The organism is Actinomycetospora lemnae, assembly GCF_028737315.1.
Lineage (GTDB): Bacteria > Actinomycetota > Actinomycetes > Mycobacteriales > Pseudonocardiaceae > Actinomycetospora > Actinomycetospora lemnae.
On record NZ_JAQZAO010000008.1, the window covers coordinates 304,087 to 330,951 of the forward strand.

24 protein-coding genes and 1 pseudogene are annotated in these 26,865 nt (G+C 76.2%); 11 read left to right on the top strand and 14 right to left on the bottom strand.

Going from position 1 to position 26,865, the window contains the following annotated elements:
* Positions 1-68: 68 nt before the first annotated feature.
* Complete coding sequence (locus PGB27_RS19885) at positions 69-761, bottom strand: hypothetical protein (protein ID WP_274202123.1); 693 nt, start codon at positions 759-761, stop codon at positions 69-71.
* 248 nt (positions 762-1,009) lie between these two features.
* Here PGB27_RS19885 and PGB27_RS19890 point away from each other — a divergent pair, with 248 nt between their 5' ends.
* Together PGB27_RS19890 and PGB27_RS19895 are read left to right on the top strand one after the other, a co-directional pair.
* A complete protein-coding gene (locus PGB27_RS19890; protein WP_274202124.1) occupies positions 1,010-2,494 on the top strand; it encodes a WS/DGAT/MGAT family O-acyltransferase in 1,485 nt (494 codons plus the stop codon).
* Complete coding sequence (locus PGB27_RS19895; RefSeq protein WP_274202125.1) at positions 2,491-3,255, top strand: class I SAM-dependent methyltransferase; 765 nt, start codon at positions 2,491-2,493, stop codon at positions 3,253-3,255. The genes PGB27_RS19890 and PGB27_RS19895 overlap by 4 nt, the downstream gene beginning before the upstream one ends.
* Here PGB27_RS19895 and PGB27_RS19900 read toward each other — a convergent pair.
* The 3 genes from PGB27_RS19900 to PGB27_RS19910 form a co-directional block, all read right to left on the bottom strand.
* Positions 3,203-3,862, bottom strand: a complete 660-nt coding sequence (locus tag PGB27_RS19900; RefSeq protein WP_274202126.1) for a phosphatase PAP2 family protein — start codon at positions 3,860-3,862, stop codon at positions 3,203-3,205. The genes PGB27_RS19895 and PGB27_RS19900 overlap by 53 nt on opposite strands.
* A 123-nt stretch (positions 3,863-3,985) precedes the next feature.
* Positions 3,986-4,633, bottom strand: a complete 648-nt coding sequence (locus PGB27_RS19905) for a sortase domain-containing protein (protein ID WP_274202127.1) — start codon at positions 4,631-4,633, stop codon at positions 3,986-3,988.
* Between the two features lie 5 nt (positions 4,634-4,638).
* The gene (locus PGB27_RS19910) at positions 4,639-5,349 is read right to left on the bottom strand and encodes a hypothetical protein (protein ID WP_274202128.1); all 711 of its coding nucleotides are present in this window, start codon (positions 5,347-5,349) and stop codon (positions 4,639-4,641) included.
* Between the two features lie 488 nt (positions 5,350-5,837).
* Between PGB27_RS19910 and PGB27_RS19915 the strand changes: the two genes are divergently transcribed.
* Both PGB27_RS19915 and PGB27_RS19920 read left to right on the top strand, forming a co-directional pair.
* Positions 5,838-6,503, top strand: a complete 666-nt coding sequence (locus tag PGB27_RS19915; protein ID WP_274202129.1) for a hypothetical protein — start codon at positions 5,838-5,840, stop codon at positions 6,501-6,503.
* A gap of 61 nt (positions 6,504-6,564) precedes the next feature.
* Positions 6,565-7,170, top strand: coding sequence for a class F sortase (locus PGB27_RS19920; RefSeq protein ID WP_274202130.1), 606 nt, complete (start codon positions 6,565-6,567; stop codon positions 7,168-7,170).
* A 60-nt stretch (positions 7,171-7,230) separates the two neighbouring features.
* Here the strand turns inward: PGB27_RS19920 and PGB27_RS19925 are convergent, their stop codons facing one another.
* Positions 7,231-9,246, bottom strand: coding sequence for a glycosyltransferase family 39 protein (locus PGB27_RS19925; protein WP_274202131.1), 2,016 nt, complete (start codon positions 9,244-9,246; stop codon positions 7,231-7,233).
* A 75-nt stretch (positions 9,247-9,321) separates the two neighbouring features.
* Positions 9,322-10,575: a glycosyltransferase gene (locus PGB27_RS19930; RefSeq protein ID WP_274202132.1), complete on the bottom strand. Its 1,254-nt coding sequence runs from the start codon at positions 10,573-10,575 to the stop codon at positions 9,322-9,324.
* Between the two features lie 150 nt (positions 10,576-10,725).
* On the opposite strand from PGB27_RS19930, the gene PGB27_RS19935 reads away from it, so the two are divergent.
* The 3 genes from PGB27_RS19935 to PGB27_RS19945 all read left to right on the top strand — a co-directional run bounded on the left by PGB27_RS19935 (position 10,726) and on the right by PGB27_RS19945 (position 13,634).
* Positions 10,726-11,574, top strand: a complete 849-nt coding sequence (locus PGB27_RS19935) for an alpha/beta fold hydrolase (RefSeq protein ID WP_274202133.1) — start codon at positions 10,726-10,728, stop codon at positions 11,572-11,574.
* Positions 11,575-11,583: 9 nt separating this feature from the next.
* Positions 11,584-12,126, top strand: coding sequence for a dihydrofolate reductase family protein (locus PGB27_RS19940; RefSeq protein ID WP_274202134.1), 543 nt, complete (start codon positions 11,584-11,586; stop codon positions 12,124-12,126).
* A gap of 98 nt (positions 12,127-12,224) precedes the next feature.
* Entirely contained in the window at positions 12,225-13,634 is a 1,410-nt protein-coding gene (locus tag PGB27_RS19945; RefSeq protein WP_274202135.1) for a S1C family serine protease, read from the top strand.
* An 87-nt stretch (positions 13,635-13,721) separates the two neighbouring features.
* Here PGB27_RS19945 and PGB27_RS19950 read toward each other — a convergent pair whose 3' ends face one another.
* The gene (locus tag PGB27_RS19950) at positions 13,722-15,113 is read right to left on the bottom strand and encodes an LCP family protein (protein ID WP_274202136.1); all 1,392 of its coding nucleotides are present in this window, start codon (positions 15,111-15,113) and stop codon (positions 13,722-13,724) included.
* A gap of 206 nt (positions 15,114-15,319) precedes the next feature.
* Positions 15,320-16,597: an MFS transporter gene (locus PGB27_RS19955; RefSeq protein ID WP_274202137.1), complete on the bottom strand. Its 1,278-nt coding sequence runs from the start codon at positions 16,595-16,597 to the stop codon at positions 15,320-15,322.
* Positions 16,598-16,719: 122 nt separating this feature from the next.
* Here PGB27_RS19955 and PGB27_RS19960 point away from each other — a divergent pair, with 122 nt between their 5' ends.
* Entirely contained in the window at positions 16,720-16,974 is a 255-nt protein-coding gene (locus tag PGB27_RS19960; protein WP_274202138.1) for a hypothetical protein, read from the top strand.
* 125 nt (positions 16,975-17,099) lie between these two features.
* Here PGB27_RS19960 and PGB27_RS19965 read toward each other — a convergent pair whose 3' ends face one another.
* Positions 17,100-17,468, bottom strand: coding sequence for a DUF2795 domain-containing protein (locus PGB27_RS19965; RefSeq protein WP_274202139.1), 369 nt, complete (start codon positions 17,466-17,468; stop codon positions 17,100-17,102).
* A gap of 145 nt (positions 17,469-17,613) precedes the next feature.
* On the opposite strand from PGB27_RS19965, the gene PGB27_RS19970 reads away from it, so the two are divergent.
* Together PGB27_RS19970 and eccB are read left to right on the top strand one after the other, a co-directional pair.
* On the top strand, positions 17,614-18,105 hold the full coding sequence (locus PGB27_RS19970; RefSeq protein WP_274202140.1) for a hotdog fold domain-containing protein: 492 nt from the start codon (positions 17,614-17,616) through the stop codon (positions 18,103-18,105).
* A 114-nt stretch (positions 18,106-18,219) separates the two neighbouring features.
* Complete coding sequence (gene eccB / locus PGB27_RS19975) at positions 18,220-19,674, top strand: type VII secretion protein EccB (RefSeq protein ID WP_274202141.1); 1,455 nt, start codon at positions 18,220-18,222, stop codon at positions 19,672-19,674.
* 4 nt (positions 19,675-19,678) lie between these two features.
* Here eccB and PGB27_RS19980 read toward each other — a convergent pair whose 3' ends face one another.
* From PGB27_RS19980 to PGB27_RS20000, 5 genes and pseudogenes are all read right to left on the bottom strand, one after another.
* Positions 19,679-20,506 carry a protein kinase domain-containing protein gene (locus PGB27_RS19980; RefSeq protein WP_274202142.1) on the bottom strand — a complete coding sequence of 276 codons (828 nt, stop codon included), beginning with the start codon at positions 20,504-20,506 and terminating at the stop codon, positions 19,679-19,681.
* A gap of 64 nt (positions 20,507-20,570) precedes the next feature.
* Positions 20,571-20,939: pseudogene (locus PGB27_RS29465) on the bottom strand (hypothetical protein); the annotation flags it as partial.
* A gap of 263 nt (positions 20,940-21,202) precedes the next feature.
* Complete coding sequence (locus tag PGB27_RS19990) at positions 21,203-23,566, bottom strand: HelD family protein (protein WP_408630099.1); 2,364 nt, start codon at positions 23,564-23,566, stop codon at positions 21,203-21,205.
* A 192-nt stretch (positions 23,567-23,758) separates the two neighbouring features.
* Positions 23,759-24,814, bottom strand: a complete 1,056-nt coding sequence (locus PGB27_RS19995) for an MBL fold metallo-hydrolase (protein ID WP_274202144.1) — start codon at positions 24,812-24,814, stop codon at positions 23,759-23,761.
* Positions 24,811-25,545 (bottom strand): pyridoxamine 5'-phosphate oxidase family protein, encoded by a 735-nt coding sequence (locus tag PGB27_RS20000; RefSeq protein ID WP_274202145.1) that lies wholly within the window; start codon positions 25,543-25,545, stop codon positions 24,811-24,813. The genes PGB27_RS19995 and PGB27_RS20000 overlap by 4 nt, the downstream gene beginning before the upstream one ends.
* 572 nt (positions 25,546-26,117) lie before the next feature.
* On the opposite strand from PGB27_RS20000, the gene PGB27_RS20005 reads away from it, so the two are divergent.
* Positions 26,118-26,801, top strand: a complete 684-nt coding sequence (locus PGB27_RS20005) for a hypothetical protein (protein ID WP_274202146.1) — start codon at positions 26,118-26,120, stop codon at positions 26,799-26,801.
* Positions 26,802-26,865: the final 64 nt, after the last annotated feature.

Consider the following 26,865-nt stretch of genomic DNA (forward strand, 5'->3'; position numbering starts at 1 on the left):
CGAACCGTTGTATCACCTAACTATGTTCTTCGCCGTGATGGCGACCGTCCCTCGAGGGCGCGCGGGGATCAGGAGCCGAACGAGAGCAGCGACGGCGAGGACGACGACGCGTCGCCGAACGAGAGCAGCGACGTCGCGCCCGAGACGGTGGTGCCGAGGCCGCCGACGACGCCGCCGAGCAGGCCGCCATCGCGTCCACCACCCGAGCCCTCCGAGCCCTCCGAGCCCTCCGAACCGCCCGACCCACCGGGGTCACCCGAGCCACCGGACCCGCCCGAGCCGCCGGAACCGCCGCCGGCACCCCCGCCCGATGCCCCGGAACCCTGCGAGCCGCCGCCCGAACCGGACCCGCCACCCGAGGCGCGGATCGGGGTGTCGCCGTCGCGGGCGGCGCTCGCCGTACGCGCGGAGCCGTCGGTGCGCGTCGCCCGACGGGCGGGCGCGGCGTCGGCGTCGGCCCGCCCACCGGTGCGGGTGCCGACGGTGCCGGCGGGCCGGCCGAGGCCGACGGGGTCGCCGGTGGACGCGAGGTCGAGCACCTGGACCGGGGCCGGCGGCACACCCGGCGCGAGGGGCAGCGAGGCCGCGGGAGCCGTGCCGCCGCCGCCCGGCGCGGGCGGTGCCAGGGGCGCGTCGGAGCTGACGGGGCTCATCACCACGGAGCCGATCCCGATCGCGCCGACGGTGGCGACCAGCGGGAGCGCGCCGAGCGCGACCCGGGCGCGCGTCGCGGACGACGCCCCCATCTGGTGCCTGCCCATGTCTGGCTCTCCGTCCGTTCGTCCGGCCAGCTCGTCCGGTAGGGAGCGCACCACCGATCGGGTGACTGCTCCTCCGGAACGCTCAACGGCCGTCACGGCCGGAGGTTACGGACGCGGGCCGTCCGGGCTTGAGTCCATCGATGAGGTGAACCCGGGTCCTCACCCCACCCGGCGGCACCGGTTGGCCCCGGAGGCGGTCCGGCCACAGACTGTGCGCCCGGCGGAGCGTCGACGAGGAGGTCACCACCGTGAAGCAGCTGTCGGGCCTGGACTCGGTGTTCCTGGACGCGGAGGACGACCACCAGTTCACCCACGTCAGCCAGCTGCTGATCCTCGAGCGGCCGGACCCCGACTTCGAGCCCTACCCCGCCTGGCGCCGCCAGCTCGCCGACCGCATCCACCAGCTCGAGCCGCTACGCCGCCGGCTGGTGGAGGTGCCCTTCGGGCTCGACCACCCGTACTGGATCGCCGACCCGGACTTCGACCTCGACTTCCACGTCCGCCACAGCGCCGTCCCGCCGCCCGGCGGTGACGGCGAGCTCGACGAGCTGGTCGGCCGCCTCGTCGCCGCGCCGATGGACCGCGACCACCCGCTGTGGGTCTCGCACGTCATCGAGGGCCTCGACGGCGACCGCTTCGCGATCCTCACGATGATCCACCACAGCGCCGTCGACGGGGCCGCGGGCGCGGACCTGCTCGAGCTCATGCTCGAGGACTCCCCCGACGCCGGTCGCCCCGCCGAGGCCGGACGGTGGCGCGCCGAGAGCCCGCCGTCGACGGCCGAGGTGCTCGCCCGCGCCGCGGTCAACGGCGTCCGGCGCCCCGCCCGCGGGCTGCTGCTCGCGGCCCGTGCAGGACAGAAGCTGGCGCGGGCCTCGCGCAGCCCGGCGGCCATCGACCTGGCCGACAAGGTCCGCGGCACGCTGCGCGGGCCGCTGGGGTCGGTGCTCAACGCCGGGCGCGCCCGCGACGACGACGGCCGCCTGCCCCGGCTGCCCCCGCTCGTGTCGCCGCGGACCCCGTTCAACCACCCGATCAGCCGCTACCGCCGCTTCGCGCACCGCTCGCTGCCGCTGGCCGAGGTGAAGTCCGTCGGGAAGCAGGCCGGGGCGACGATCAACGACGTCGTCGTCGCGATCTGCGGCGGCGGGCTGCGGCACTGGCTGACCGAGCGTGGCGAGCTCCCCGACCGACCCTTGACCGCCCTCATCCCCGTCTCGCTGCGCAGCGGTGACGAGGAGGAGCGCTGGACCAACCGCGTCTCGGGCACCATCGCCGCCCTGCCGACCGACCTCGACGGCCCCCTCGAGCGCCTGCGCGGCGCGCACGAGGCACTGGACCTGGCCAAGCAGGTGTTCAAGGCGCTGCCCGGCGAGCTCGCGCCGGACGTCGCCGGGCTCGGGACGCCGCTGGCGACGACGGCGGTCAGCCGAGCGGTCACGCGCTGGTCGACCGCGGCGGCGGCGCCGTTCAACCTCGTCGTCTCCAACGTCCCGGGGCCGACCGACCCGCTCTACGTCGGTCCCGCGCCCATGCGCCACTACGTCCCGGTCTCCGCGATCGCCGACGGTGTCGGGCTCAACATCACCGTGCAGAGCTACGTCGACCAGCTCGACATCGGGCTGCTCGCCTGCGCCGAGCTGGTGCCCGACCTCGCCGACCTCGCCGACGCGGTCGTCGCGGAGTTCGACCTCCTGCGCGACGCCGTCCGGTCCGCGGAGGAACCCGCGTGACGGCGGTCGAGCGCCTGGCGCCGCTGCTCGACGTGCCGCTGCCCGCGGACGCCGGCGCGCCGTACATCGACCTCGTCGACGGCCGACCCGGCTCGCGCGGCCGCATCCAGGACCTGTGGGAGTCGGCGGGCGGCGCCGGGTTCTACGACCTGGTGCTGGCCGGCGGCGACCGCATCCACGACCGCCTCCCGGGCGTCGTCGGCGGGGCGGTCGTGCGCGACTTCTACGACGTCGCACGTCGGCTCGACCTCGTCGGCGGCGAGACCGTGCTCGACCTCGCGTGCGGCCCGGGGACCCTGACCCGCCGCCTCGCCGACGGCGTCAGACCCGACGGGCTGGTGATCGGGGCCGACCTGTCGCCGCCGATGCTGCGGCGCGCGGCGCGGGCCGTGCGGTCGGCGAACACGGTGTTCGTGCGGGCCGACGCGATGGCGCTGCCGCTGCGCGACGGCGCGGTCGAGGCCGTGTGCTGCTCGCTGTGCCTGCAGCTCGTGCCCGACCTCGACACCGCGCTCGCCCAGATCCGGCGCGTCCTCGGTCCCGGCGGCCGGCTCACCGCCACCGTCCCGACGCACGGCCGAGGCCCGTTGCGCCTCTACACCGAGCTCCTCGGACGGGGCGGTCAGGCGCGGCTGTTCCACCCCGGCGAGCTCGCCGACGCCCTCGTGCGCCACGGGTTCGGGCGGGTCGCGACGCGGTGGGGGACGCTCATCGAGATCGTGGACGCCGTCGCCCCGGGAGCAGCGCCCCCGCGAGGGTGACGACGCCCGTGGTCGCGGCGACGACGCCGAGCGCCGCGACGACGTCGCTCGGCCGGTGCCAGCCGGCGACCATCGTGGCCACGCCCGCGACGCCGGTGACCGCGAGAGCGGCGAGGGCGGCCAGCGGACGCAGCGCCCGGGGCACCACCAGCACGAGCGCGACCCCGAGCGACGCCACCAGCGTGACGTGGCCGCTGGGCAGGGAGTTGCCCTCGGCGGACTCGGGGCGGACGAGGCCCGCCTTGAGCAGCTGGGTCACCAGCTGCGCACCGAGCACCAGCGCGACGACGCCGACGGCCCGGTCGCCCCGGCCTCGGGCCAGCGCCACGCCGCCGAGGACGAGCACCGCGAGCGCGACCGTCGGGACCCCGACCAGCTCGAGCACCCGCAGCCCCTCGCCGCGCAGGCCCACGCCGGTCGCGGTCTCGAGGGCGGCGTCGTCGAGGGCGCGTCCGGTGGGGTCGAGCACGCCGAGCACGTACGACCCGACGACCGTCGCGGCGCCGAGGAGCACCGCCAGCACGGCCGCGACCCGCCCGCCCGGGCGGTGGCGCCGCGTTGGTGCGTCGAGCAGGGGCACCGTCGGCGCGGCGGCGAGCGGGATCATGGCCTCCACGCTCCGCCCGGGCCGTGTGGGCGGCCTGACGTGCTGCTGTGACAGGGCTGAGAACACGACGACGGCCGGGTCCCGCTCCCCAGCGGACCCGGCCGTCGTCTCGCGAGCCGTCGCTTACCGGTACGCCTCCACCGCGTGCCCGTACACGACGACGTTGTCCTCGTAGCTGCGCACGTCGGCGTCGAACTCGCCGCCGCACGTGATGAGCCGCAGCTCCGGGCCGGGGGTCGACCCGTAGACCTGCACGGTCGGGAAGGCGTCCTTCGGGACCTCGGCGACGCGGTCGACCGCGTAGACGACCGTGACGCCGTCGGTGCGCTCGACGAGCACCTGGTCACCGGCCTCGACGTCCGCGAGGCGGGCGAAGCCGCCCTCCACGCCCCCGTAGTTCACGTGCGAGGCGTAGACCGCCGGGCCGTCCTGGCCGGGGGCCGCGCCGCCGCGGTAGTGGCCGACGGTCGTGGCGTCCCGCGGGACCTCCAGCCGGCGGTCCTCGGTCTGGCCCAGCTCGGTGAGCTGCCGGGTGTCGACCCCGATCGACGGGATGCGCAGGTTCGCCGTCTCGGCCCAGTCGAGCGGGAGGGCGACCTCGGTGCGCCCGGCCGGCAGGTCGACGACCGCCGGGCCGGTGCGCGCCGCGGTCGCACCCACCGTCAGGTAGGCCGCCACGGCGACCAGCGCGACGACGAGGAGGACACCGATCGTCGCGCGTGCGGTCCCGCGCTGCTGCTGCGTGCTCTGGTGCTTGCCCGTGGTGGCCATGGCGATCAGCCCTGCCGCGCGTAGCGACGGACGACGACCAGGCCGGTGGCGCCGAGGCCGGCCACCGCGCCCGCGGCCTGCGCGAGCTCGACGGCCGAGGCACCGGACCCGGTGCTGCCGTCACCGGTCGAGACCCCGCCCTCGGGGTAGCTGACGTATTCGACGTGACCCTCGTCGTCGTCGCCGTGGGCGTTGGCCTCGCAGGCCTCGCCGTCGTCGTCACGGTCGAGCCGGAACGGGTCGGACGAGTCCCAGTCGAGGATGGCGTTGGCCTCGTCGTAGGTCAGCTCGTCGCAGTCGACGTCGTAGCGGTGGTGCCAGTAGGTGCCCCACCACTCGACCGGGGCCGAGGTGTTGAAGACGTAGGTCGTCGAGAAGTAGTTGCTCTCGTAGACCGTCGTGTTGTTCTCGATGTCGACCGTCGTGTTGTTCTCGACCGTCGTGTTGTTCTCGACCGTCGTGTTGTTCTCGACCGTCGTGTTGTTGGTCGTGTTGTTGTTCGTCGTCGTGTTGTTGGTCGTGTTGTTGTTCGTCGTGGTGTTGTTGCTGTTGGTCGTGTTGTTGCTGTTCGACGAGTTGTTGCTGTTCGACGCCGTCGTGTTGTTGCTGTTCGTCGTCGTCGTGTTGTTGCTGTTGTTCGTCGTCGTGTTGTTGCTGTTGTTCGTCGTCGTGCTGTTGCTGTTGTTCGTCGTCGTGATGCTCTCGGCAACCGTCACGTCGTTCCGGTTGACGCTCGTGCGCGAGTTGGCAACCGTGCTGTCGGTCGAGGAGTCGTCGTTTGCCGGAACGCCGTCGTCACAGACCCCGCCGACCCACCCGTAGCCCGCTTCGACGCAGTCCGCCTCTGTGGTGATGCCGTCGACCGGAGCAGCGAGCGCGAGCCCCGGAGCCATCACCGCCAGTCCCACGCACCCGGCCAGCACGACCGCGGCGCTGCGGCTGCTCCGTCGACCCCTCATCTCCTGCTCCCCTTGTCCGTTCGGCCCGTCCGGTGGGCCGTTCGGCGATGTCTCGCAGGAGGAGGGGCCGTCGTTAGCGGATCTCCGGCGCCGAGCCCCGGGATCACTCGATCGTGGCGGTAGACGCCAGTTTCGGCCGCTCGGGCCGAGGCGCGTACCCCTTTGCTCCCCCCGCCGTTACAGCGAACGGGGGAGTCGCCGGTCGACGACCCCGAAGACCATCGGGCGAGCGGATCGGGTCGGGCATGGGGAACGGACGTCGGCGCGCGGCGAGCGCGCTGGTCGGGCTGGTGGCGGCGGGGATGATCTCGACGGCGGGGGTGGCGTCGGCGTCCGGCCCGGACCTCTCCGACCCGGGCGGCGCCATCGGGGACGTCGTCGGCGGCATCGTCGACTCGCTCAGCGGGCTGATCGGCGGCGGCAGCGGCAACCTCCCCGAGAACCCCGAGCTCCCCGAGATCCCGACCCCGACCACCACGACGAGCCCGACCACCACGACCTCGTCGTCGCCCCACCACCACGACACGGAGACGAACACCGTCTACGTGCCGGTGCCGGTGTACGGGCCCGGCAGCCCGTACTACCGCTACGTGCCGCCGGTGGTCTCGGTCTACGACCTCGACTGCCACGACTTCGCGGACTCCGCCGACGCCCAGGCCGTGCTCATCGCCGACCCGTCGGACCCGAACAACCTCGACGGCGACAACGACGGCCGGGCCTGCGACTGGGGCGTCGGGCGCGACTCCTCGTCGTACACCGGCTACCCGCGGGGCGGCGTCGCGGCCGGCGACGGGTCCGACGAGGGCCCGACGATCGGCCAGGTGATCTTCCTGGCGATCGCCGGCATCGGCGCCGGGGCCGGGGTCGTCCGCGGCGGCCAGCTGGTCGCCGCGCGGCGGGAGAACGCCTGACGTGGCCGCTCCGGAGGCACCGCCCGAGAGCCCGTCGGGGCGTGGGGGCATCCTCGACCGGGTGACGGGACGCTTCACCGCGCTGATCCTCGCCCTGCTCGCCGTCGGGGTGCTCGTGGCGTTCGTCAACTCCGGCGGCGAGGAACCCGCGCCGGCACGGTCGTTGCCGCCCGCCGAGCGGGTGGCGGTGCCCGTGCCGCTCCCGGCCGCGCAGATCACCGGCCTCGACGTCCCGTCCATCGGGCTGTCGACGGAGGACCTGACGAGCCTCGGCCTGCGCGACGACAACTCGCTCGACGTGCCGCGCAGCGCCGGCACCGTCGGCTGGTACCAGCGCAGCGCGAGCCCCGGCGAGGCCGGGCCCGCGGTGCTCGCCGCGCACGTCAACTTCCGCGGCGAGGAGGGCGCGTTCTACCGGCTGGGCCAGATGGCTCCCGGCCAGACCGTCGAGGTCCACCGGGACGACGGCACCACCGCGGTGTTCGCCGTCGACCGGGTCGACCAGGTCGCCAAGGACGCCTTCCCGACCGAGGCCGTCTACGGGCCCACGCCCGACGGCCAGATCCGGCTGATCACCTGCGGCGGCGTGTTCAACGAGCAGACCCGCAGCTACGAGGACAACATCGTCGTCTACGGGCACCTCACCGAGGCCTACCGCCCGGCGTGACCACCGCTGCCCGGGCCCCGGTCGTCGACCGGGACCCGGGCGAGCCGGTCGGCGAGGGCCTCAGGAGGCCGGGGTCGCCAGGTCGTACACGGTGCGTCCCGCGACGTCGATCGGCGTGAAGTGGCTCTGGACCCAGGTCCGGATCTCGCCGGTCGTACCGCGGGCGCCGGGGCCGCCTCCCTGTCCACCACCTCCGGGACCACCGCCGGGACCACCGCCGGGGCCGCCGCCCTCGACGTAGTAGCGGACCTGGCCCGACGCGACGGCCGCCTGGAACTCGGCGAGGGTCGGGGCGGGATCGCTGCCCACGAAGCCGCCCATCGCCATGACGGGCACGCCGCTCGCGAGCTGGAGCGACGCCGCGCTCTGGGCGCCGGTCGTCGCCGCCGCCCAGCGGGTGCCCGCGCCCTGGAGCAGGGCCACGAGCTGCGGCGACGGCGTCCCGCCCTCGAGGCCACCGCGATCGGCACCGCCATCCCGCGCGCCCATCTGCCCGCCGGGACCCGCGCTGACGATCGAGCCCTGGTGCGGGGTGAGCGCGGTCTGCGCGGCGAAGGCCGTCGAGCCCCCGAGCACGGCGACCAGGGCGGCGAGCGCCCCGACGGTCGCGACCCGCGTCCACCGGGCCCGCGGGAGCAGCACCGCGATCGTCCCGAGCACCCCGGCGACGAGCAGCACCCAGCGCGCCCACGGCAGCCAGCCGTGCTGCGTGAGCACCACGGCGCTCCAGGCGGCGGTGCCGGCGACGACGACCGCGAGGACGATGCGCGCCCATGCCTCGCCGCGGCGACGCCAGAGGACCGAGGCGCCGACGGCGGTCGTCAGCGCGATCCCAGGAGCGAGGGCGACCGTGTAGTAGGGGTGGATGATCCCGCTCATCGCGCTGAAGACGACGGCGTGCACGAGCGTCCAGGTACCGCCGAGGACGAGCAGGCCGCGGGTGCGGTCGGTGCGCGGGGCCCGGCGCAGCGCCCACAGCGCGACGACGAGCAGGACCAGCGCGGCCGGGAGCAGCCACGACGCCTGGCCCGAGAACTCCGAGGTGAACAGTCGCTCGACACCCGGCGTGCCGCCGAAGCCGCCGCCTCCGGGTCCGCCCGTGCCGCCGCCCAGGTCGGCGGGCGGACCGCCGGGGGGCATGCCGGTCGGGACGCGACCCGGACCGCCGCGCCCGCCGCCCTCGGTGCCCAGGACGCGGCCGAGCCCGTTGTAGCCGAGGGCGAGCTCGAGCAGGGAGTCCGTCGTCGACCCGCCGATGTAGGGGCGCGACGACGCCGGCCACAGCTCGACGAGCGCCACGTACCAGCCGGCCGACACGACCATGGCCACCCCGCCCGCGAGGAGGTCGCCGACGCGGCGCCACGGCCGGGACGGCGCGACGACGAGGACCGTGAGCGCCAGGGCCGGCACGACGAGCAGGACCTGCAGCTGCTTGGTGAGGAAGCCGAGGCCGACGAGCGCGCCGTCCGCGACCAGCCACCAGGTGCCGGCACGGCGGCCGGCGGCGTCGACGGCGCGGGTCGTCGCGTACGCCGCGGCGACCATCGTCAGGACGAGCAGGGCGTCAGGGTTGTCGAAGCGGAACATCAGCACCGCCACCGGGGTCGCGGCGAGCAACGCCCCGGCTGCGAGCGCCGTGCGCGGGCCCGACCAGCGGCGCACGGTGAGGTAGAGCAGGCCGACCGACGCGACGCCCATCAACGCCTGCGGCGCGAGCAGCGACCAGCTGCTGAAGCCGAAGATCCGCCCCGAGAGCACCATCACCCACAGCGCGGCCGGCGGCTTGTCGACGGTGATGAGGCCCGGCGCGTCGAGGGCCCCGAACAGCCACGCCGTCCACGACTGCGTCCCGGCCTGCACCGCGGCGGCGTAGAAGGAGTTGGCCCAGCCCGACGCGCCGAGGTTCCACAGGTAGGTCAGGGCCGTCGCGGCGAGCAGGCCGAGGAGCGCCGGGCGGACCCAGCGCGGGTCGTCCTCCCGGCCCCGCCAGGCGCGCCGGGGCCATGACGGGCGGGGCCTCGATGCGGCGGCGGGTCGCGCGGTGGCGACGACGTCGGGGTCGGTCGCGGTGGTCATCGGGACTCCGGGTTCATGATCGAAGGAGGAATACGGACACTGGACGTCAGCAACGGCACTTCGCTGACACATCGCTCACGCGTGCTGGCGGCGCGGGTGGAAGACCCAGGCGCGGTAGGCGACGAAGCGCAGGAGCGTGGCGACGAGGTTCGCGAGCACGAGGACCGCGAGCTCGATCCCGTGGCTCGCGGCCGGGGCCAGGGCGCCGAGCAGGGCCAGGGAGCCGGAGGTCAGCGCGAGCCCGAGGCCGAAGACCACGAGGCCCTCGACCTGGCTGCGCCCGGCGTGGCGGCGTCCGCGGATGCCGAAGGTCAGCCGGCGGTTCGCCGCCGTGTTGGCGATCGCCGTGAGCACCAGGGCGATCAGGTTCGACGGCTGGGGGCCCAGCACGCCCCGCAGGAGCGTGTAGAGCAGGAGGAACGCCAGCGTCGAGACGGCGCCGATCGCCGCGAAGCGCACCATCTGGCCGGTCAGGCCCGGGGTCACGCCGGCCACGGCGTCCGGCGACGGCTCCGCCGACAGCGGCGCGCGCCCGCACTCGCGGCGCAGTCGGGCGACGGGCAGCGCGCCGGTGGCCAGCGCGCGGGCGACGCGGGCGACGCCCCGGAGGTCGGCGATCGCGGTGGCGACGACGTCGACGCGCGAGTCGGGGTCGTCGACCCAGTCGACGGGGACCTCGTGGATCCGCAGCCCCGAGCGCTCGGCGAGCACGAGCAGCTCGGTGTCGAAGAACCAGCCGGTGTCCTCGACCAGCGGCAGCAGCCGGCGCGCCACGTCGGCGCGGATGGCCTTGAACCCGCACTGCGCGTCGGAGAACCGCGCCCGCAACGTCCCGCGCAGCAGCACGTTGTAGCAGCGCGAGATCACCTCCCGCTTCACCCCGCGCACCACCCGCGACGACGCCGCGAGCCGCGACCCGATCGCCAGGTCCGAGTGTCCGGAGATCAGCGGCGCCACGAGCGGCAGCAGGGCGTTGAGGTCGGTCGACAGGTCGACGTCCGTGTACGCGAGGACGGGCGCGTCCGACGCCGACCACACCGCCCGCAGCGCCCGCCCGCGGCCCTTCTCGTCGAGGTGCACGACGGCGACCTCGGCGAACTCGTCGGCCAGCGCCTCCGCCACGGCGAGGGTGCCGTCGGTGCTGGCGTTGTCCGCGACCGTGATGCGGAACGGGTAGGGGAAGTCCTCGGTGAGGTGGCGGTGCAGCCGCCGCACGCACGGGCCGAGGTCGCGCTCCTCGTCGAACACGGGGACGACGACGTCGAGCACCGCGCGGCCGGTGTCCTCGACGGCGCGGAGGGGGGCGCGGAGCGGGGTCGCTGCGGTCATGATCGCAGCCTCGGAGCCGTCCGTGGACGCGCCGTGTGCCCGACCTGTGGCCGAGCTGTGAGCGCTCACGGCTGGCCGGTTGCACTTGACAACCACTAGCGGGCTCGGCTTCGCTACTGGTAGCAGAACGCAACCGGAAGGAGCCCGCCCGTGCTGGTCGACGTGGACGAGGGCGTGCAGCTGTGCGTCGAGACGCTCGGCGACCCCGACGCGCCGGTGCTGCTGCTGATCGGTGGCGGGGGCTGGTCGATGGACTGGTGGGACGACGACCTGTGCGCCCGCCTCGTCGACCGCGGGCTGCGCGTCGTGCGCTACGACCCCCGCGACACCGGCGCGTCGACGACCTGGCCCGCGGGCTCGCCCGGCTACACCGGCCAGGACATGACCAGCGACGCGCTCGCCGTCCTCGACGCCCTCGGGGTCGAGCGCGCGCACGTCACCGGCCTGTCGATGGGCGGCGGCATCGCCCAGGAGCTCGCGCTCGCCCACCGCGACCGCGTCGCCGCGCTCACGCTCATCGCCACCACCGCGGTCGACCCGTCGGTCGGCGACCTCCCCGGACCCACCCCGGCGATCCAGGCGGTCTTCGCCGACGAGGGCCCGGGCCCCGACTGGTCCGACCCCGCCGCCGCCGTCACCGCGCTCGTCGAGGCCGAGCGTCCCTTCGCCGGCCCGGACGCGTTCGACGAGACGCGCGTCCGGGCGATCGCGGAGCGGGTCGTCGCCCGCAGCCGGGACGTCGCGGCCGCCGGCAACCACTTCCTCCTCGAGGGCGGGTCGACGGGACCGACCGACCTCGCCGCGCTCGCCGGGCTGCCGACCCTCGTCGTGCACGGCGACGCCGACCCGCTCTTCCCGGTCGAGCACGGCCGCGCGCTCGCCGCCGCGATCCCCGGCGCGCGCCTGCTCGAGATCCCCGGCATGGGCCACCAGGTGCCGCCCGAGCCGGCGTGGGGCCGGTTCGTCGGCGCCCTGCTCGACCTGCACGCCCACCACTGAAGGAGATCGGTGCCCGCCCTCATCTACTCCGCGACCGCGTCGCTCGACGGCTTCATCGCCGGACCGGGCGGCGACATGTCCTGGCTGACCGAGCACCTCGGCGGCGAGAACGAGGCCGCCGAGCGGGTGCTCGCCCGCACCGGCGCGATCCTCGTCGGGCGCGTCACCTTCGGCGGCGACGACCCGCACCGCGGCACCGACAAGGAGGGCGCGTTCGAGGGCCAGTACGACGGCCCCGTCGTCGTCCTCACCCACCGCCCGCCCGACGACCCCCCATCGGCGTGCTCCCCTGACGGCGTCGAGTTCGCCACCGACCTCGTGACGGCCGTCGACCGCGCGAAGGAGCTCGCCGGCGACCGGGACGTCAACGTCCTGGGCGCCGACGTCGCCGCCCAGTGCCTCGCGGCCGGTCTCCTCGACGAGGTGCTGATGTTCTTCGCGCCGGTGCTGCTCGGCGACGGCACGCCGATGTTCCGGCACGCCGGCGGCACCCGAGTGCGCCTCGAGCGCCTGCCGGGCGAGACCGAGCAGTGGTACCGCGTGGTGCGCTGACCGCTACGTCCGTTCCGCCCGCAACTCAGGGCCGACTCTCAGGTTGCGCGCAGGTGAGGCGCAGGAGGGCCACAGTCGGCGGGCCCACCCTGGTCCGCGTGAGCGATACGAGCCCCTCCTCCCCCACCCCCGCCACGGACCCGACGGCACGTGCCGCGGGCGGGCCCGGCACCGGGACGCTGCCGGGGGGTCCCGCCGGGGAGCGACCCGGCGGCTACCCGACCGCGCCGTACGGCTCCGGGCTCCCGGCCCGCGGCCACGCGCCCGGCCCGGGCGCACCCTGGACCCGGCACGACGTCCCGGGCGGCCCACCCGGCACCCCGCCGACGGCACCCGGTCCCGCGGCGCCGCCGCCCGGCCCGTCGGGGCCGCGCCGGCGCCCGTCGGTCGCCCTGGTCGCCGGTGCGCTCGCCGCGGTGCTCGTCGCGGGCGGCGTCGGCGGTGCCGTGGGCTACGAGGCCGCGTCCTCGGCCGGCGGCGGCTCGTCGGTGCTCTCGTCGGCGCCGAGCAGCTCCGGCGCGACGGACCAGGCCCCCGCGGCGGCACCGGGCTCGGTCGAGCAGGTCGCCGACACCGTCCTGCCCAGCGTCGTCCAGCTCGAGGGGCCGTCGGGCGAGGGCTCCGGCGTCGTCATCTCCGCCGACGGCCTGATCCTCACCAACGCCCACGTGCTCGAGGCCGGTCAGGCCGCGCAGCAGCAGTCGCCGCTCGGCGGCGAGGGCCAGGTGCCGGGCCGGGTGCCGGGTCAGGCCCAGGGGCTGACCGCCGTGTTCCAGAACGGGAACCGCGCGCCGGTCCAGGTCGTCGGCACCGACACGAGCGCCGACCTCGCCGTCGTGCGCGCCCAGGGCGTCTCCGGGCTGACGCCGGCGACGATCGGCGACTCGTCGCAGCTGCGGGTCGGCCAGGAGGTCGTGGCCGTCGGGTCGCCGCTGGGCCTGTCCGGCACGGTGACCACCGGCATCGTCAGCGCCCTCCAGCGCCCCGTCGCGACCGGCGGCGCGCAGAGCGGCCAGGCCACGGTCCTCGACGCGATCCAGACCGACGCCGCGATCAACCCCGGCAACTCCGGCGGCGCGCTCGTCGACATGCAGGGCCGCGTCATCGGCATCACCTCCGCGATCGCCTCACTGGGTCAGTCCTCCGGCGGCCAGTCCGGCTCGATCGGCCTCGGCTTCGCCATCCCGATCGACCAGGCCCAGCGCATCGGCACCGAGCTGATCAACCAGGGCTACGCGACCCGCGCCGTGCTCGGCGTCGGCGTCACCGAGGGCGCCGACGGCGCGGTGCTCGGGCAGATCGCGCCCGGCGGGCCGGCCGCGGCCGCGGGGCTGCAGCAGGGCGACGTCGTCACCCGCGTGGACGACCGGGTCATCCCCGACGCCGACAGCCTGGTCGCGGCGATCCGGTCCCAGGAGCCCGGCGCGCAGGTGACGCTGACCGTCACGTCGCCCGGCGGCCAGCCCCGCCCGGTGCCCGTGACCCTGGGGTCCGAGCGCTCGAGCTGATCCCGCACCTCGACGAACGAACGCCGCGTTCGCTGCTTCCGGAGCAGCGAACGCGGCGTTCGTCCGTTGCGGGGTCGGCGAGCGCGGTCAGTTGACGCAGCCGGGCGCGGCGGCGGTGATCGGCGGGGTCGGGGAGACCGGGGGCCCGGAGGGAGCGCCCGTCCCGTCCCCGTCCCCGTTCTCGCCCGTCCCGTCCTCCGACGACGCCGACGACCCGCTCGCGTCGTCCTCCGCGCTCGCGTCGTCCTGGGAGCTCGCGTCGTCCTCGTCCACCGAGACCCGGACACGGTCGAGCCTCGAGCTCGCCGAGGCATCGGTGGCGCTGCCCGGAGGCGGCGGGGAGAGCGCCGCGAGCGCGGCGGGGTTGCCGGCGTCGGCGGCGATGGCGGTGGCGACGAAGGTCCGGACCTCGTCGGGATCGACCTGGACCGCCGTCCCGTCGTACGGGGTGCTGAGCTCGGTGGAGCCGGTGGGGATGGTCCGGAAGGTGACCGCCCCGGCCGAGAGTCCCTGCATCTGGCGGGCGAAGGCGAGCACGTCCCAGCCGGCGTCGAGGGTCACCGACCGCGACACGGCGCCGGTGATGCGGCTGACCGCGAACGGGTCGGCGAGCGTGTTGGCCGAGAGCAGCGTGTCGGTCGCGCCGGCGAGGAACACCTGCTGGCGCGCGATGCGGTCGAGGTCGCCGTTGGGCAGCCCGTGGCGCTGACGCACGAACGCGAGCGCCTGCGCGCCGCTGACCCGCTGGGGCCCGGCGGGCAGCGCGAGGCCGGTGTAGGAGTCCTGCGCGGGCGCGCGCAGGCAGACCGGCACCCCGCCGATCGCCGTGCTGACGTCGGCGAACCCGGCGAGGTTGACCGCGGCGAAGTGCGAGATCGGCAGGCCGGTCAGCTGCTGGACGGCGCCGATCGTGGCCCGCGCGCCGGCGGCGGAGGCGGCGCGCACGACGGCCGGGTCGTCCGGGGGCGGGGGCGCGGTGGCCTCGGCGGCGAAGAGGCTGGTGCTGCCGGTCGGTCCCGAGCCGGTCATCGCGTCGGTCGCCTGCGCGGCGGCCCGCGACCACGCCGAATTGATCTTGTGTCGCCCGAGGCCCTGTCCGAGGTCGACGTAGGCGTCACGCGGGATCGAGATGGCGGTCGCGCGACCGCCGCCGGCGGGGACGTGGACGACGGTCAGCGAGTCGGCCGTACCGCCGCCGGAGTCGTCGTCGCCGGCGTTGAGCGCCGCGAGGACGTCCTCGGGGAGCTGGTTGCCCTGGGCGTCGGTGCGGTTGTCGAGACCGACCAGCAGGATGTTCTGCTCACCCGTCGCGGACGGCTCCGGGGTGTCGATGACGGCAGCACCCGGCGTGGATCGATCCAGCGCCCGCAGCTGGGCCCAGCCCGCCGCGGACAGCCCCATCACGGCCACCGACAGGACCGTCACGACGAGGCGCGCGAACCAGCGCAGGCGCCACCGACGCCGATCCGGACCGATCACCAGCTCAGCGTTCCCCGTACCGCGTCACTCGTCACGTCCCAGTGCAGGGCATCTCAGAACGGAACACTCGTCCGTGACCAGGCCGTGACCCGCGCGAAGCCTGCCGATCACACACCGCACGTGTGAGATCCCGTCGCGCGTCCACAGCGGCCGTCGGCGACGCCCATCGTCGGGACACGCGCCGGGCACCACTGCCCGGCAGCACCTCACGCCGCCCTCGGCGTCGCCTCCGCACCGGGGCGGGCGACGTCGAGGGGATGGGCGGTCTCGTCCGGCCCCAGACGCCCGACGACCAGCGCGACCGCCCCGATCGCGAGGGGCACCAGGCCCGCGGCGAGGAACACCGGTGTCAGGCCGACGACCTCGCTCACCGGCCCGGCGAGGGCCATCGACACGGGCATGAAGGCGAGCGAGACGAAGAAGTCGAGGCTGGTCACGCGCCCGAGCAGCGCGGGCGGGACGCGGCGCTGGAGCAGCGTCCCCCAGATCACCTGCGGGGCGCTGAACAGCCCGCCCACCACGAAGCCGGCGAGCACCATCGGCCACAGCGTCGTCGCGAGACCGAACACGACCATCGGCACGCACGCCGCCGACCACATCGCGATCATGACCGTCAGGTACCGGCGCGGGAGGCGCAGCGAGGCGACGAGGATCGACGCGATCGCCCCGCCCGCGCCGTGCGCGAGCAGCACGAGCGAGTGCCCGCCGGGTCCGCCGTCGGCGCGCTCGATGATCGCGAAGGGCACGAGCACCTCGAGCGGTCCGAGCACCACGAGGATCATCAGCGACGCGAACACCAGCGTCACCAGCAGCCACCGCGTCCCGACCATGTAGCGGAAGCCCTCGACGAGGTCACGGACGACCGCGCCGGCGCCACCGCTGGTCCCGAGGTCCCGGCGCAGCGCGCGGCGGGGCAGCGACAGCGCGGCGACCAGCCCGGCGAGGCACGCGACGGCGGTGGCCCCGAGGGCCGCGGCGGGGGAGTACGCCGCGACGAGCACCCCCGCGAGCGCCGGGCCCGCGCCCTGCAGCAGCACCGGGCGCACCACGCCCTCGAGCCCGTTGACCGCGAGCAGCTCGTCGGCGTCGACCATCGCCGGCACGAGCGCCGAGTAGGCGGGGAAGAACATCCCCATCGACAGGCCGATCACGCCGGCGACGAGGACGAGCAGCGGGACCGTCAGCGCGCCCAGCGCCGACAGGCCCGCGACCAGCCCGATCGACGCGGCGAGCATCGCCATGACGCCGACGAGGATGCGCTTCTGCGGGACGCGGTCGGCGAGGACGCCACCGAGCAGGGCGGTGACGACGACGCCCAGCGCGAGCGCGCCGGACACGATCGAGAGCTCTGCGGGCCCGCCCCCGAGCTCGACCACCTGCCAGACGACCGCGAGCGTCCACAGCCCCTCGGCGAGCACCGAGAGCGCGAGCGCCGTCGCCAGCCGCCGGTAGGCGGGCCGCCGCAGCGGGCGCAGCGCGCGCATCGCGACCGACCCCTTCCTCCCGTGATCACCCGAGGGCGCACCGCACGCTAGGGCCTCGACGGGGGTGCCGGTCCAGCGGTTTCCGTTGCTCCCCGGGGCCGGAACGAGTAGACCGTGTGATCGTGCGGGCACAGCGCTGGATCGCCGAGGTCGGGCCGGAGAACGCGGCGTTCCTCGCCACGCGCAGCCGCACGGCCGTCCTCGCCTCCGAGTACCGGCCGCGCGATCTCGGTGACGGTCGCGTCGCCTACGACGAGCGCTCGCTCGGCGCGGCCCGCGAGCTCTCCGAGGAGGAGGAGGGCGCCATCACCGACGACGGTGACGGGCTGCGGGTGTGGGTCGGCGACGACGCGTTCGACCTCGAGGAACAGGGCTGACCGCGACGGTGACGGCCTCCGCCCGCGGTCGACGGAGCGCCTCGACGGCGACGACCGCACGCAGGACGGGCTGCTCGCGCCTCGCCGCGGGCCTGGTGGCGCCGGCGGGCGGACCCGCCCTCCCGTCAGGCGACCGGCGTCGACGGAACCGGGCGCCGCGCGCCCGGACGGGCGACGCGGCCGGCGGGAGCCGGGACGCGCCGGGGCGAGACGCGCGGGGTCGGCGGCGGCCCGGCCTGGCCGACCGCGGCCACCGGGCGGCCCGCGAGGACGGCCGCGAGCACGGCGACGACCTCGCCCAGCGAGTGGTAGCGGCGCTCGGGCAGGCGCTGGATCAGGCCGCGCGAGACCGTGTCGACGCCGTAGATGTCCCCGGCGGTCACGACCTGCCAGCGCAGGGCCGGGAAGGTGAGGTCGCCGAGCACCGCGGCGAGCCGCTCGGCGAGGCCCGCGACCTCGGGTGTCGCGGGCGGGGCGGCGGGGCGAGTGTTCATCGGGACCTCCGAGAGGGGCGCCTGGTCGCGCGCAGCGGAATTCCCCGAACGACCGTTCGTCAATCCGGGGCGTCACCCCTGCGTCGATGATCGTGGGGGCCCGCACCGTCGCCAGGCGCCCCTACTGCCCGGTAACCTCCCACGCGTGAGCACTCCGAGCGTGCTGGGTACGTGGCGTCGCCTCTCCGGCTCGTGGCCGGGCCGCCTGCTGGTCAGCGCGGCCGTGTGGCTGCGGGCGCCGTACTTCCTCACCGCCGCGCCGGTGATCCGCCGGCTCGAGCCGGGGCGTGCCGAGGTGTCGCTGCGCAACTGGTGGCTCGTGCACAACCACCTCGGCACCGTGCACGCCATCGCGTCGTGCAACCTCGCCGAGTACGCGATGGGCGTGATGGCCGAGGCGACGACGCCCTCGACGCACCGGTGGATCCCGCGCGGGATGAGCGTGCAGTACCTCGCGAAGGCCGACACCGACCTCCTCGCCGTCGCCACCTTCGCCCAGGCGCCGGCGTTCTCCGACGAGGCCGAGGACGTCGACGCCGAGGTCGTGATCACCGACGGGCGCGGGCAGGAGGTCGTGCACGCGACCATCACGCTGCGGATCTCCCCGCGCCCCGCGCGCGTGCCCGCGACGGCCTGACGCCCGCGGGGGGAGCAGCGAACGCCCTATCGGCGTGCTCGTCTGTTCTTCGTTGCCGTAGAAGCAGCGAACAGCGCGTTCGCTGCGACCGGACGTGCCACGATCCGCGGCGAGATGGCTCCGCCGACCACGACCTCCGACCAGGTCCACGCGTACCGCTTCGGCCTGCGCCGGCTGCAGTCCGCGCTGGTGCGGCGCCAGGCCGTGCCGGGCACCGACCCGCTGCGCGCCCAGCACCGCGCGACGGTCGCGGGCGCGCTGCTCGCCGCGCTGGCGCTCGCGGTGGCCGCCGTGTGGGGGCTGCTCGACCGCCCGGCCGACTGGCGCACCGCCGGCGTCGTCGTGGCCGAGGGCTCCGGCGCGCTCTACGTCGTCGTGCACGAGCCCGACCGGCTGGTCCCCGTGCCCAACCTCGCCTCCGCGCGCCTCGTGCTCGCCGGGCTGGCTGCGGCCGGAGGGCCGGCGGGCGACCCGACACCGGTCGAGGTGTCCGAGGCCGACCTCGCGACCGCGCCCCGCGAGCGCGGGGTGGGCATCGTCGACGCGCCGCCGCTGCCGCCCGCGGGCGCGCCGGTGCCGCCGGTGTGGTCGGTGTGTGACACCGGCAGCCCGCAGCCCGGCGCCGCCCGCCCGTGGGAGCAGCCGCGGGTGTGGACGACGGTGCTCGCCGGCCCCGCGGCCCCGGCCCGCCCCCTGGAGCCCGGGCGCGGGCTGCTGCTGCGCGACCGCTTCGACGGCACCTGGCTCGTCCACGACGGCGTGCGCTCGCGCCTGGACCTGCGCGACCCCGCGGTGGTCGTCGCCTTCGACCTCGCGGGCCAGCTCCCCCGGCCGGTGAGCACGAGCCTGCTCAACACGCTCACCGAGGGCCCGCCGATCGTCGCGCCGGTGATCGCCGGGCGCGGGGAGGTGCCGCCGGCGGGGCTGCTGGTCGGCGAGCCGGTCGGCGGGGTCGTGCGGCTCGTGGGCCCGGGCACGCCGGACCGCTGGTACGTGGTGCAGCGCGAGGGCGTGCAGGAGGTCCCCGAGGTCGTGGCGCGCCTCGTGCGCCTGTCCGACCCCGACCCGGCGCGCGCCGCCGCCCCCGTCCCGATCGTCTCGCCGGGCCAGCTGCGCCCGCTCGCCACCGCCCGCGGGATCGCCGTCGCCGCCTACCCCGACCCCGTCCCCCGCGCCGTGCCGATGGCCGAGGCGCCGACCACCTGCGCGAGCGCGCAGGGCGGCGGGCCGGTGGGGCTCACGGTCGGCGCGGCGCCGCCCGCGACGGCGACACCGCCCGCCGTGCTCGCGCAGGCCGACGGCTCCGGCGACCGGGTGGACGCCGTCGCGGTGCCCGGCGGCGGGGTCGTCGTCCGCGCCGTGCCGGTCGGGCGCGACGACGCCCCGGGCAGCCCCACCGTGATCTCCGGGTCCGGCACGGCGTCGGTGGTCCCCGATCCGGAGACGGCGACGGCGCTGGGCCTGGGCGAGGCGTTCCCGGCCGCTCCCGGTGCGGTGGTGGGCCTGCTCCCGGCCGGACCGGTGCTCTCGGTGCCCGACGCGCTGACCCCGCTGCCCGCCGGCGGTTGACCCCTCAGGGAGCCGCCGGGGTCGTCGTCGTGGTGGTCGTGGTGTCGTCGTCCTCGTCCGGCGGGTCCACGGGCGGCGGGACGACCACCGGCGGGCGGACCGTCGTCGTGGTCGTGGTGGTGGTGGTCGTCGTGGTGGTGCGCCGGGTGGTCGTGGTGCTCCGGGTGCGCGGCGCGGTGGCCGCCTCGGTCTCGTCCTCGGTGGTCGTCACCTGCGGCGCGACCGGCAACGGGGGCGGGGGCGGCGCGAGCGTCGCCGACGGGGCCGGCGGCGGCAGCGGCTTCTCCTCCGAGAGCACCGCATACGCCACGGCGGACCCGGCGATGAGCAGCGTCGCCGCGGCCGCGGCGATCACGGCGGCCACCCGGCGACGACGGCCCGCGGGACGCGCCAGCGGTGACGCTCCGGTGGGCTCCGGCTCGGCGGCGCGCGCCTCGACCGCGGGACCGACCGCCATCGGGCCGGAGCCGCCCACGAGGCTCGTCGGCGCGGTCATGAGCACCGGCGAGAGCACGGTCTCCGCCTCCATGCCGACCTCGCGGGACACCCCGCGCAGCGCGGCCACCACCTCCTCGGCGGTGGGGCGGTCGCCGGGCTCGTCGGCGGTCATCGCCGTGAGCAGCGCCTCGAGGCCCGGCGAGAGGCCGGACGGGACGACGGGACGGCGGTGCAGGCGCGCGACGGCCGCCTCGAGGGCGTTGCCCGGGTACTCGCGGCGGCCGGTGAGGCACTCGATGAGCACGAGGCCCAGCGCGTAGATGTCCACCGCGCCGTCGATCGGCTCGCCGCGCACCTGCTCCGGGCTGAGGTACGACGCCGTGCCGATGACCATCCCGGCCGCGGCGGTGCACGTAGGCCAGGGCGTCGGCCAGCGCCGCCCCGAGCGCGACGACGTCGACGACCGGCAGCGGACCGGAGCGGACGCGCTGCGCGAGCGTGTCGCCCTCGATGAGCTGCATGACGAAGTAGGCGCGGCCGTCCTCGTCGCCGACGTCGTAGACGGTGACGAGCCCCGGGTGCGACAGGCCGGCGAGCGTGAGCACCTCGCGGCGGTGGCGGGCCTCCTGGCCCTCCTCGATGTCGCCGATCTTCTCGGCGGGGTCGGCGGGATCGCCCGGCTCGGCGTCCGCGGCCGCGACGGAGCCCGCCGCGTTGAACATCTTGATGGCCACGTCGCGGCCGAGGAGCTCGTCGCGGGCCCGGAAAACGTCGGCGGCACCGCCACGCCCGATGAGGTCGCCGAGCGTGTAGCGCCCGCCGACCATCGCGGGCGGACCGGTGTCGGTGCTCACTGCCCGCCCCCCTCCCGGTGCGCGCTCGCCCCGATCATCCCGTACGACCGGGTCCCTCGTCTGCGTGACGTCGCGGGCGGCGCGTCGCCCGAACGGCGGGTTGCCCCCGGCGGGCGCGGCGATCGTGCCACCGCAGCTCGACGGTGCCGCGACCACGGGGCACCGTCCGGAGGCGCACGGCCTCCGGTCGGTGGTTCGGTGCGGAGCGTGTCCGCGTTACCCGATCGAGGGGCGGGTCACCCCGGACCGAGGCGGTCCAGGACCGACGGCAGGTCACCGGGGTGCACGACGACAAGCGAGCGCGTCGCCCGGGTGAGGGCGACGTAGAGGTCGTTGAGGCCGCGCGGGGAGGCGTCGACCACGCCCTCGGGGTCGACGAGGACGACCGCGTCGAACTCGAGGCCCTTGGCGTCGGCGACCTCCGAGACCACGATCTGCGCGCCGAGGTCCACGGTCGGATCGCCGTCGGGGGCGCCCGTCGGACCCGCCGCGACGCCCAGCGCCGCGGCCAGCGCGTCGACCCGCGTGTCCGGGGCGAGCACCGCGACCCGCCCGGCGCCCTCGGCGTCGACGACGGCCTCGCGCGCGGCCCGCGCCTGGGCCACGGCGGCGTCGACCAGCCCGGCCTCGTCGGTGGCGACGGCCTGCGGCGCCAGCCCCGACTCGCGGACCGACTGCGGCGGGCGCGCCCCCGGGTCGATCGCGGCGAGCACGTCGGCCGCGACCGCCATGATCTCCGCCGGCGTCCGGTAGTTGACCGTGAGCACCTCGCGGCGCCAGCGGGCGGCGACGTAGGGCGAGAGCACCTCGGCCCACGACGACGCCCCGCCCCGCGCGCCGGTCTGCGCGACGTCGCCGACGAGCGTCATCGAGCGGCTGGGGCACCGGCGCATGAGCACCCGCCACGCCATGGGTGAGAGCTCCTGGGCCTCGTCGACGATGACGTGCCCGAAGGTCCAGGTGCGGTCGTCGGCGGCGCGCTCGGCGGCCGAGGCGTAGGTGGCCTCGCGGGTGCGGTCGGCCAGCACGCTGGCGTCGACGACGTCGGTGGGACGCAGGAGCTCGGGGTCCCAGTCCTCCTCCATCGCGAGGATCTCGAGCACGCCCGCCGCGTAGGCCTCGTCGGCCTCGCGCTTGCGCTCCTCGGCCTCGCGGGCGGCCGTGTCGTCCTCGCCGAGCAGCTCGGCGACCTCGTCGAGCAGCACCGCGTCCGCCGGGCTCCACCAGGCGCCGTCGAGGGGGTGCTCGGGCGGCGCGTCGCGGGCGAGCAGCTCGCGGTCGGCGTCGGACCAGCCGCGCGTCACCGCGCGCAGGCGGCGCGGGGAGGTCCACAGGTCGGCGAGCAGCTGCGGGGGCGTCAGCGTCGGCCACAGCTCGTCGAGCACCGCGCGCAGGTCGGGGTCGGCGCGCAGGCCGGCCCGGACGTCGGCGAGGTCGCCGCGGTCGAGCAGGTTGGTGCGCCCGTCGAGATCGCGGCCCACGCGCTCGACCTCGCGGCGGGCGAGCTGGTCGACCACCTCGCGCACGAACGTCCGCTTGGCGTCGTTGTGCGGGCGGCGGGTGCGCCGGGCGCGGGTGCGGGCCTGGGCGACGACGTCGCGGTCGACGACGACCGGCTCCCCGTCCACGACCAGCCGGATCGGCTGGCGCGGCAGTTCCTGACGGTCGCGCACGGCCGAGGCGAGCAGCTTGCTCATGTCCGTGCGGCCCTTGAGCGCCGCGGCGGCCGGGGCCTCGTGGCGGTGCGCGGCGAGGCCCGGGTAGAGCTCGCCGACCGTCGAGAGCAGCACGCTGGTCTCGCCGAGCGAGGGCAGGACCTGCTCGATGTAGCGCAGGAACGTCGGGTTCGGCCCGACGACGAGCACGCCGCGCCGGGCCAGCTGCCGGCGGTGGGTGTAGAGCAGGTACGCCGCGCGGTGCAGCGCGACCGCCGTCTTGCCGGTCCCCGGTCCGCCCTCGACGACGACGACGCCGTTGGCGCTGGACCGGATGACGCGGTCCTGCTCGCCCTGGATCGTCGCGACGATGTCGCCCATGCGGCCGGTGCGCCCCGCCGACAGGGCCGCGAGCAGCACCGCCTCGCCGGTCAGGCCGGTGCGCTGGGTGGCCCGTGACGCGGCGGCCGCTGCTGCTTCGTCGAGGTCGAGGATCTCGTCGTCGACGGCCGTGACGCGCCGGCTGCGCGAGCGGATGTGGCGCCGGCGGGTCACGCCGTCCGGGGACGCGGCGGTCGCGGTGTAGTACGGCCGGGCCGCGGGGGCGCGCCAGTCGACGAGCAGCGGCTCGTAGTCGTGCGCGTCGTCGAGCAGCCCGAGGCGCCCGACGTAGAGGACGTCCTGGTCTGCGCCGTCGCCGCCCTCGATCGGGCCGGGGTCGCCGTCGACGGGCGGGGGCGGCGGCCGGTCGGGATCGAGGTCGAGGCGCCCGAAGCACAGGCCCTGCTCGACGGCGGACAGGGTCGCGAGCTGCTCGGAGTACATCTGCGCGGCGGCGTCGCGCTCCGACACCGCCTGCGGGGTGCCGGTGGTCTCCTCGCGCAGCACCCGGGCGAGCAGGGCGGCCGTCTCGGCGCGCCGCTCGTCGAGCTTGCCGTAGAGCATCGTGACGTAGGGCTGTTCGGCGGCCACCGGGTCGGAGTCGGTGTCCGGCGGGTCGCCGCGCGCGGTGTCGGCGGCGGACGGGGACGTACGGGTCACGCGGGCCTTCTCCAGCGGACGGTCCGGCGCCGGTGTGCCGGGACGACCATCCACGGTAGCGCCGCGGCCCGACCTCGCGCCGCCGTGTGGCGCACCTCAGACGGGCTGGTTCCGCGCCACCCCGTCGGCGTCGGCGGCGCGCGTGATCCGCTCCTGGGCGACGAGCACCTCGAGGTGGGCGTCGGTCTCGAGCACCGCGAGCATGCGGTTGAACGTCTCCAGCTCGTCGAGACGCAGCTCGCGGCGGGTCCACCGCAGCGCCTCCGCGATCTCGGCGGCCGTCGTCATGCCCTTGTCCACCGCCGCGGTGATCTCGTCGAGGCGTCGGTCGTGGTGGACGAGCAGCTCGTCGACGCGGGCGTGCACGCTCGGCGCGACGGGCCCGTGCGCGGGCAGCAGCACGCGGTCGGGCTCGGCGCGCAGGGCCGCCAGCGAGGACAGGTAGCGGATGAGTGCGCCCGGTCTCGCCGCGGGCTCGAAGCCGATCGAGGGTGTGATGTGGGGCAGGACGTGGTCGCCGGCGAAGAGCATCGGCCCGTCGGCGACGGTCCCGTCGACGAACACCAGGTGCCCGCGCGTGTGGCCCGGTGTCTCGCGGGCGACGAGCGAGCGCCCGCCCGCCCGCAGCTCCTGGCCGTCGACGAGCCACTCGTCGGGGTCGGCGAAGTCCTCCACCGGCGGCGCCTCGGCGTCGGCGAGCCAGGCGAGGATCACCTCGGCGAGGTCGGCGGCGCCGGCGCGCTGCAGGCCCGCGACCTGCGCCTGCATCCCCGTGTCGCGGCCCCGGACCTCCTGCAGCGACTCGGCCTCGCCCGCCCCGAGCGCCACCCGCGCGCCGTGGGCCCGGCGCAGGGCGATCGCCTGGCTGTAGTGGTCGCGGTGCACGTGGGTCACGAGGAAGCGCCGCACGTCGCCCGGCTCGGCGCCGAGGTCGCCGAGCAGGCGGCGCAGCACGTCGCGGGAGGCGTCGATGGCCCAGCCGCCGTCGACGAGGGTGAGGTCGTCGCGATCAGCGCTGCCCCCGTCCGGGGTCAGCGCGTAGACGTTGACCGCGCGCAGGGCGTCGCTGGGCAGCGGCAGCGGCAGGCGATGGACCCCGGGCGCGACGGTCTCGAGCTCGGGCCTGGTCCACGCGTGCCGGTCGGAGATCACTCCCCGGAGGATGCCCCTGCCCCGGCACCCGCCGCCGCGTGGGGGTCGCCCGCACCCTGCTCGGCCCCCGGCCGGGCCGCCCGGGCCTCGGCGCGACGGGCGCCCGCGACGCCGAAGTGGTCGCCGCCCTTGCGCCGCACGTCGTCGGTGCCCCAGGGGCGGTTGCGGTCGACCGGGACCATCCGCGGGATGTGCTTGCGGCAGTGGATGTAGGCCTCCTCGACGGTGACCTCCACCCATACGTCCGCCCGCCGCCCCGGCACCGACTCCTCGGGCAGGTCGGGGTGCGCGCTGCGCATGAGCACGTCGTCGACAAGGCGCGCCGAGCCGTTGACGTGCAGGCCGATGAGCTCGTCGGTGAAGTCGACCATGAGCAGCCCGACGTGCGGGTTCTCGGTGATGTTGCCGAGGCTCGCCATGACGCCGTTGCCGCGGTACTCCGGCCAGGCGAGGTGCCGGTCGTCGAGCACCCGCAGGAACCCGGGCGGTCCGGCGCGCAGCGTGGAGTCGCACTCGCCGTGCGCGTCCGAGGTCGCCACGAACGCCATCGACATGCGCGCCACGAACTCCTGCATGGCCGGCACCAGCCGGTCGCACATCTGGTCGGCGAGGAACCGCTCGGCACGGTCCGACGTGCCCAGCGCGTCCTGCAGGACGTGCTCGCCGGCGGATCCGGGACGCTCGGGGTGGGGGTCGGGCTGATCGGGCTGGGGGGTGACCCGGTCGCTCATCGACGCCTCTCCGCGGTCCGTGGACCGCCGTGGTCGCGGCGGCGACCGGGCGGGCGCGTGCCATCCTGCGAGGCACGACCCCGCCCCCGGAGCCGCTCCGTTCGGGGGACGGCCCCGATGGAACCTGGTCGTCCGGTCGCTGTCGAGTCGCTCCGTGACGCGACGCTCGCTCGGCGCAGTCGTCGATCGGGCCGCTGCGGCCCGTTCTGCGCCGAACAGCCGTACTTGACTGTGATCTGTGTCACGCCGTGACTCCGTCGAGACCTGGCCGCCGTGGGATCGTGACCCTGCCCCGAGGGCCTGAGCAGGCGCGACGCGGCGGGTACCGAGGGTTCCGGTGTCGCTGCGCCGGGTGACCGGCTCTTCCCCCGCCTCCTACCGTGATGACCGTCCGGAGACCCGTGGCAGCTGGCTCCGGACCCGCGCTCGTCCCGCCCGGGCCTGTCCGGCGGGCGCGGCCCCCGAACCAGCGGTGACAGGCCGACAGCCGGCACCGGACTCCCCACCGGTGACGGCACCTGGCTCGCTCCCCCTCGTGCCAGGTCGCCTCGGCGGCGCGACGGAGACCCCGCATGTCCCGACACCGTGCGGCGCCCGCCCGAGCGGCGACGCCTCCCCCGACCGACCCGACGCCCCACGCGGCCCCGCTCCCCCAAGGCACGGCCGAGCCGCACCCCTCCGGCCCGCTCCCCCGCTCCCGGCGCCAGACCGCGGCCGAGCCGCACCCCTCCGGCCCGCTCCCCCGCGCCCGGCGCCGGGGCCCCGACGAGCCGGACACCGCCGCGCTCGACCTCGCGGCGATCGCGCTCGCGGCCGCCGGTGCCCGCCAGGCCGGGCTGCCGGCCACCGGGACCTCGCCCGCGACCGGCGCGACGGCCGTGCCCCGCACCACCGCGGACGACCCGCCCGGGCGCAGCGCCGGTCCCGTCACCGGAGGCACGCCGCGTCCGGCCTACCCGGCCGCGGTCCCCAGCGCGCTCGCGCCCGTCACCCCGTCGCACCCCGTCCCGGCCGTGGGGCGCGATCTCGGGCGCCGGGCACCCCGGCCGACCCGCACCGCCGGGGCCCTCGCCCTCGTCGGCGCGCTCGCGGGCGGCGGGGTCGCGGTGATCGGCGGTAGCGCCGTCCTGGCGGCCGACCCCACGCCCACCTCGGTCGACCTCGGCCCCGGCGTGGCCAGCGCCGCCGCGAACGCGGCCGTGCCGGCCCCGGCCGACCAGCCGACCGACGCGGCGCTGGACCTCGGCGGCTACTGAGCGCGGCACGAGCCGTACGCACGACGGGGCGGGGGGGGGGGGGGGGGGGGGCCCCCCCCGCCCC

Coding starts and splice junctions, on each gene's coding strand:
- PGB27_RS19885 (WP_274202123.1), bottom strand. CDS start 761: ATGGGCAGGCACCAGATGGGGGCGTCGTCCGCGACGCGCGCCCGGGTC.
- PGB27_RS19900 (WP_274202126.1), bottom strand. CDS start 3,862: ATGATCCCGCTCGCCGCCGCGCCGACGGTGCCCCTGCTCGACGCACCA.
- PGB27_RS19905 (WP_274202127.1), bottom strand. CDS start 4,633: ATGGCCACCACGGGCAAGCACCAGAGCACGCAGCAGCAGCGCGGGACC.
- PGB27_RS19915 (WP_274202129.1), top strand. CDS start 5,838: ATGGGGAACGGACGTCGGCGCGCGGCGAGCGCGCTGGTCGGGCTGGTG.
- PGB27_RS19925 (WP_274202131.1), bottom strand. CDS start 9,246: ATGACCACCGCGACCGACCCCGACGTCGTCGCCACCGCGCGACCCGCC.
- PGB27_RS19930 (WP_274202132.1), bottom strand. CDS start 10,575: ATGACCGCAGCGACCCCGCTCCGCGCCCCCCTCCGCGCCGTCGAGGAC.
- PGB27_RS19955 (WP_274202137.1), bottom strand. CDS start 16,597: ATGCGCGCGCTGCGCCCGCTGCGGCGGCCCGCCTACCGGCGGCTGGCG.
- PGB27_RS19965 (WP_274202139.1), bottom strand. CDS start 17,468: ATGAACACTCGCCCCGCCGCCCCGCCCGCGACACCCGAGGTCGCGGGC.
- eccB (WP_274202141.1), top strand. CDS start 18,220: ATGGCTCCGCCGACCACGACCTCCGACCAGGTCCACGCGTACCGCTTC.
- PGB27_RS19980 (WP_274202142.1), bottom strand. CDS start 20,506: ATGGTCATCGGCACGGCGTCGTACCTCAGCCCGGAGCAGGTGCGCGGC.
- PGB27_RS19990 (WP_408630099.1), bottom strand. CDS start 23,566: ATGCTCTACGGCAAGCTCGACGAGCGGCGCGCCGAGACGGCCGCCCTG.
- PGB27_RS20000 (WP_274202145.1), bottom strand. CDS start 25,545: ATGAGCGACCGGGTCACCCCCCAGCCCGATCAGCCCGACCCCCACCCC.
- PGB27_RS20005 (WP_274202146.1), top strand. CDS start 26,118: ATGTCCCGACACCGTGCGGCGCCCGCCCGAGCGGCGACGCCTCCCCCG.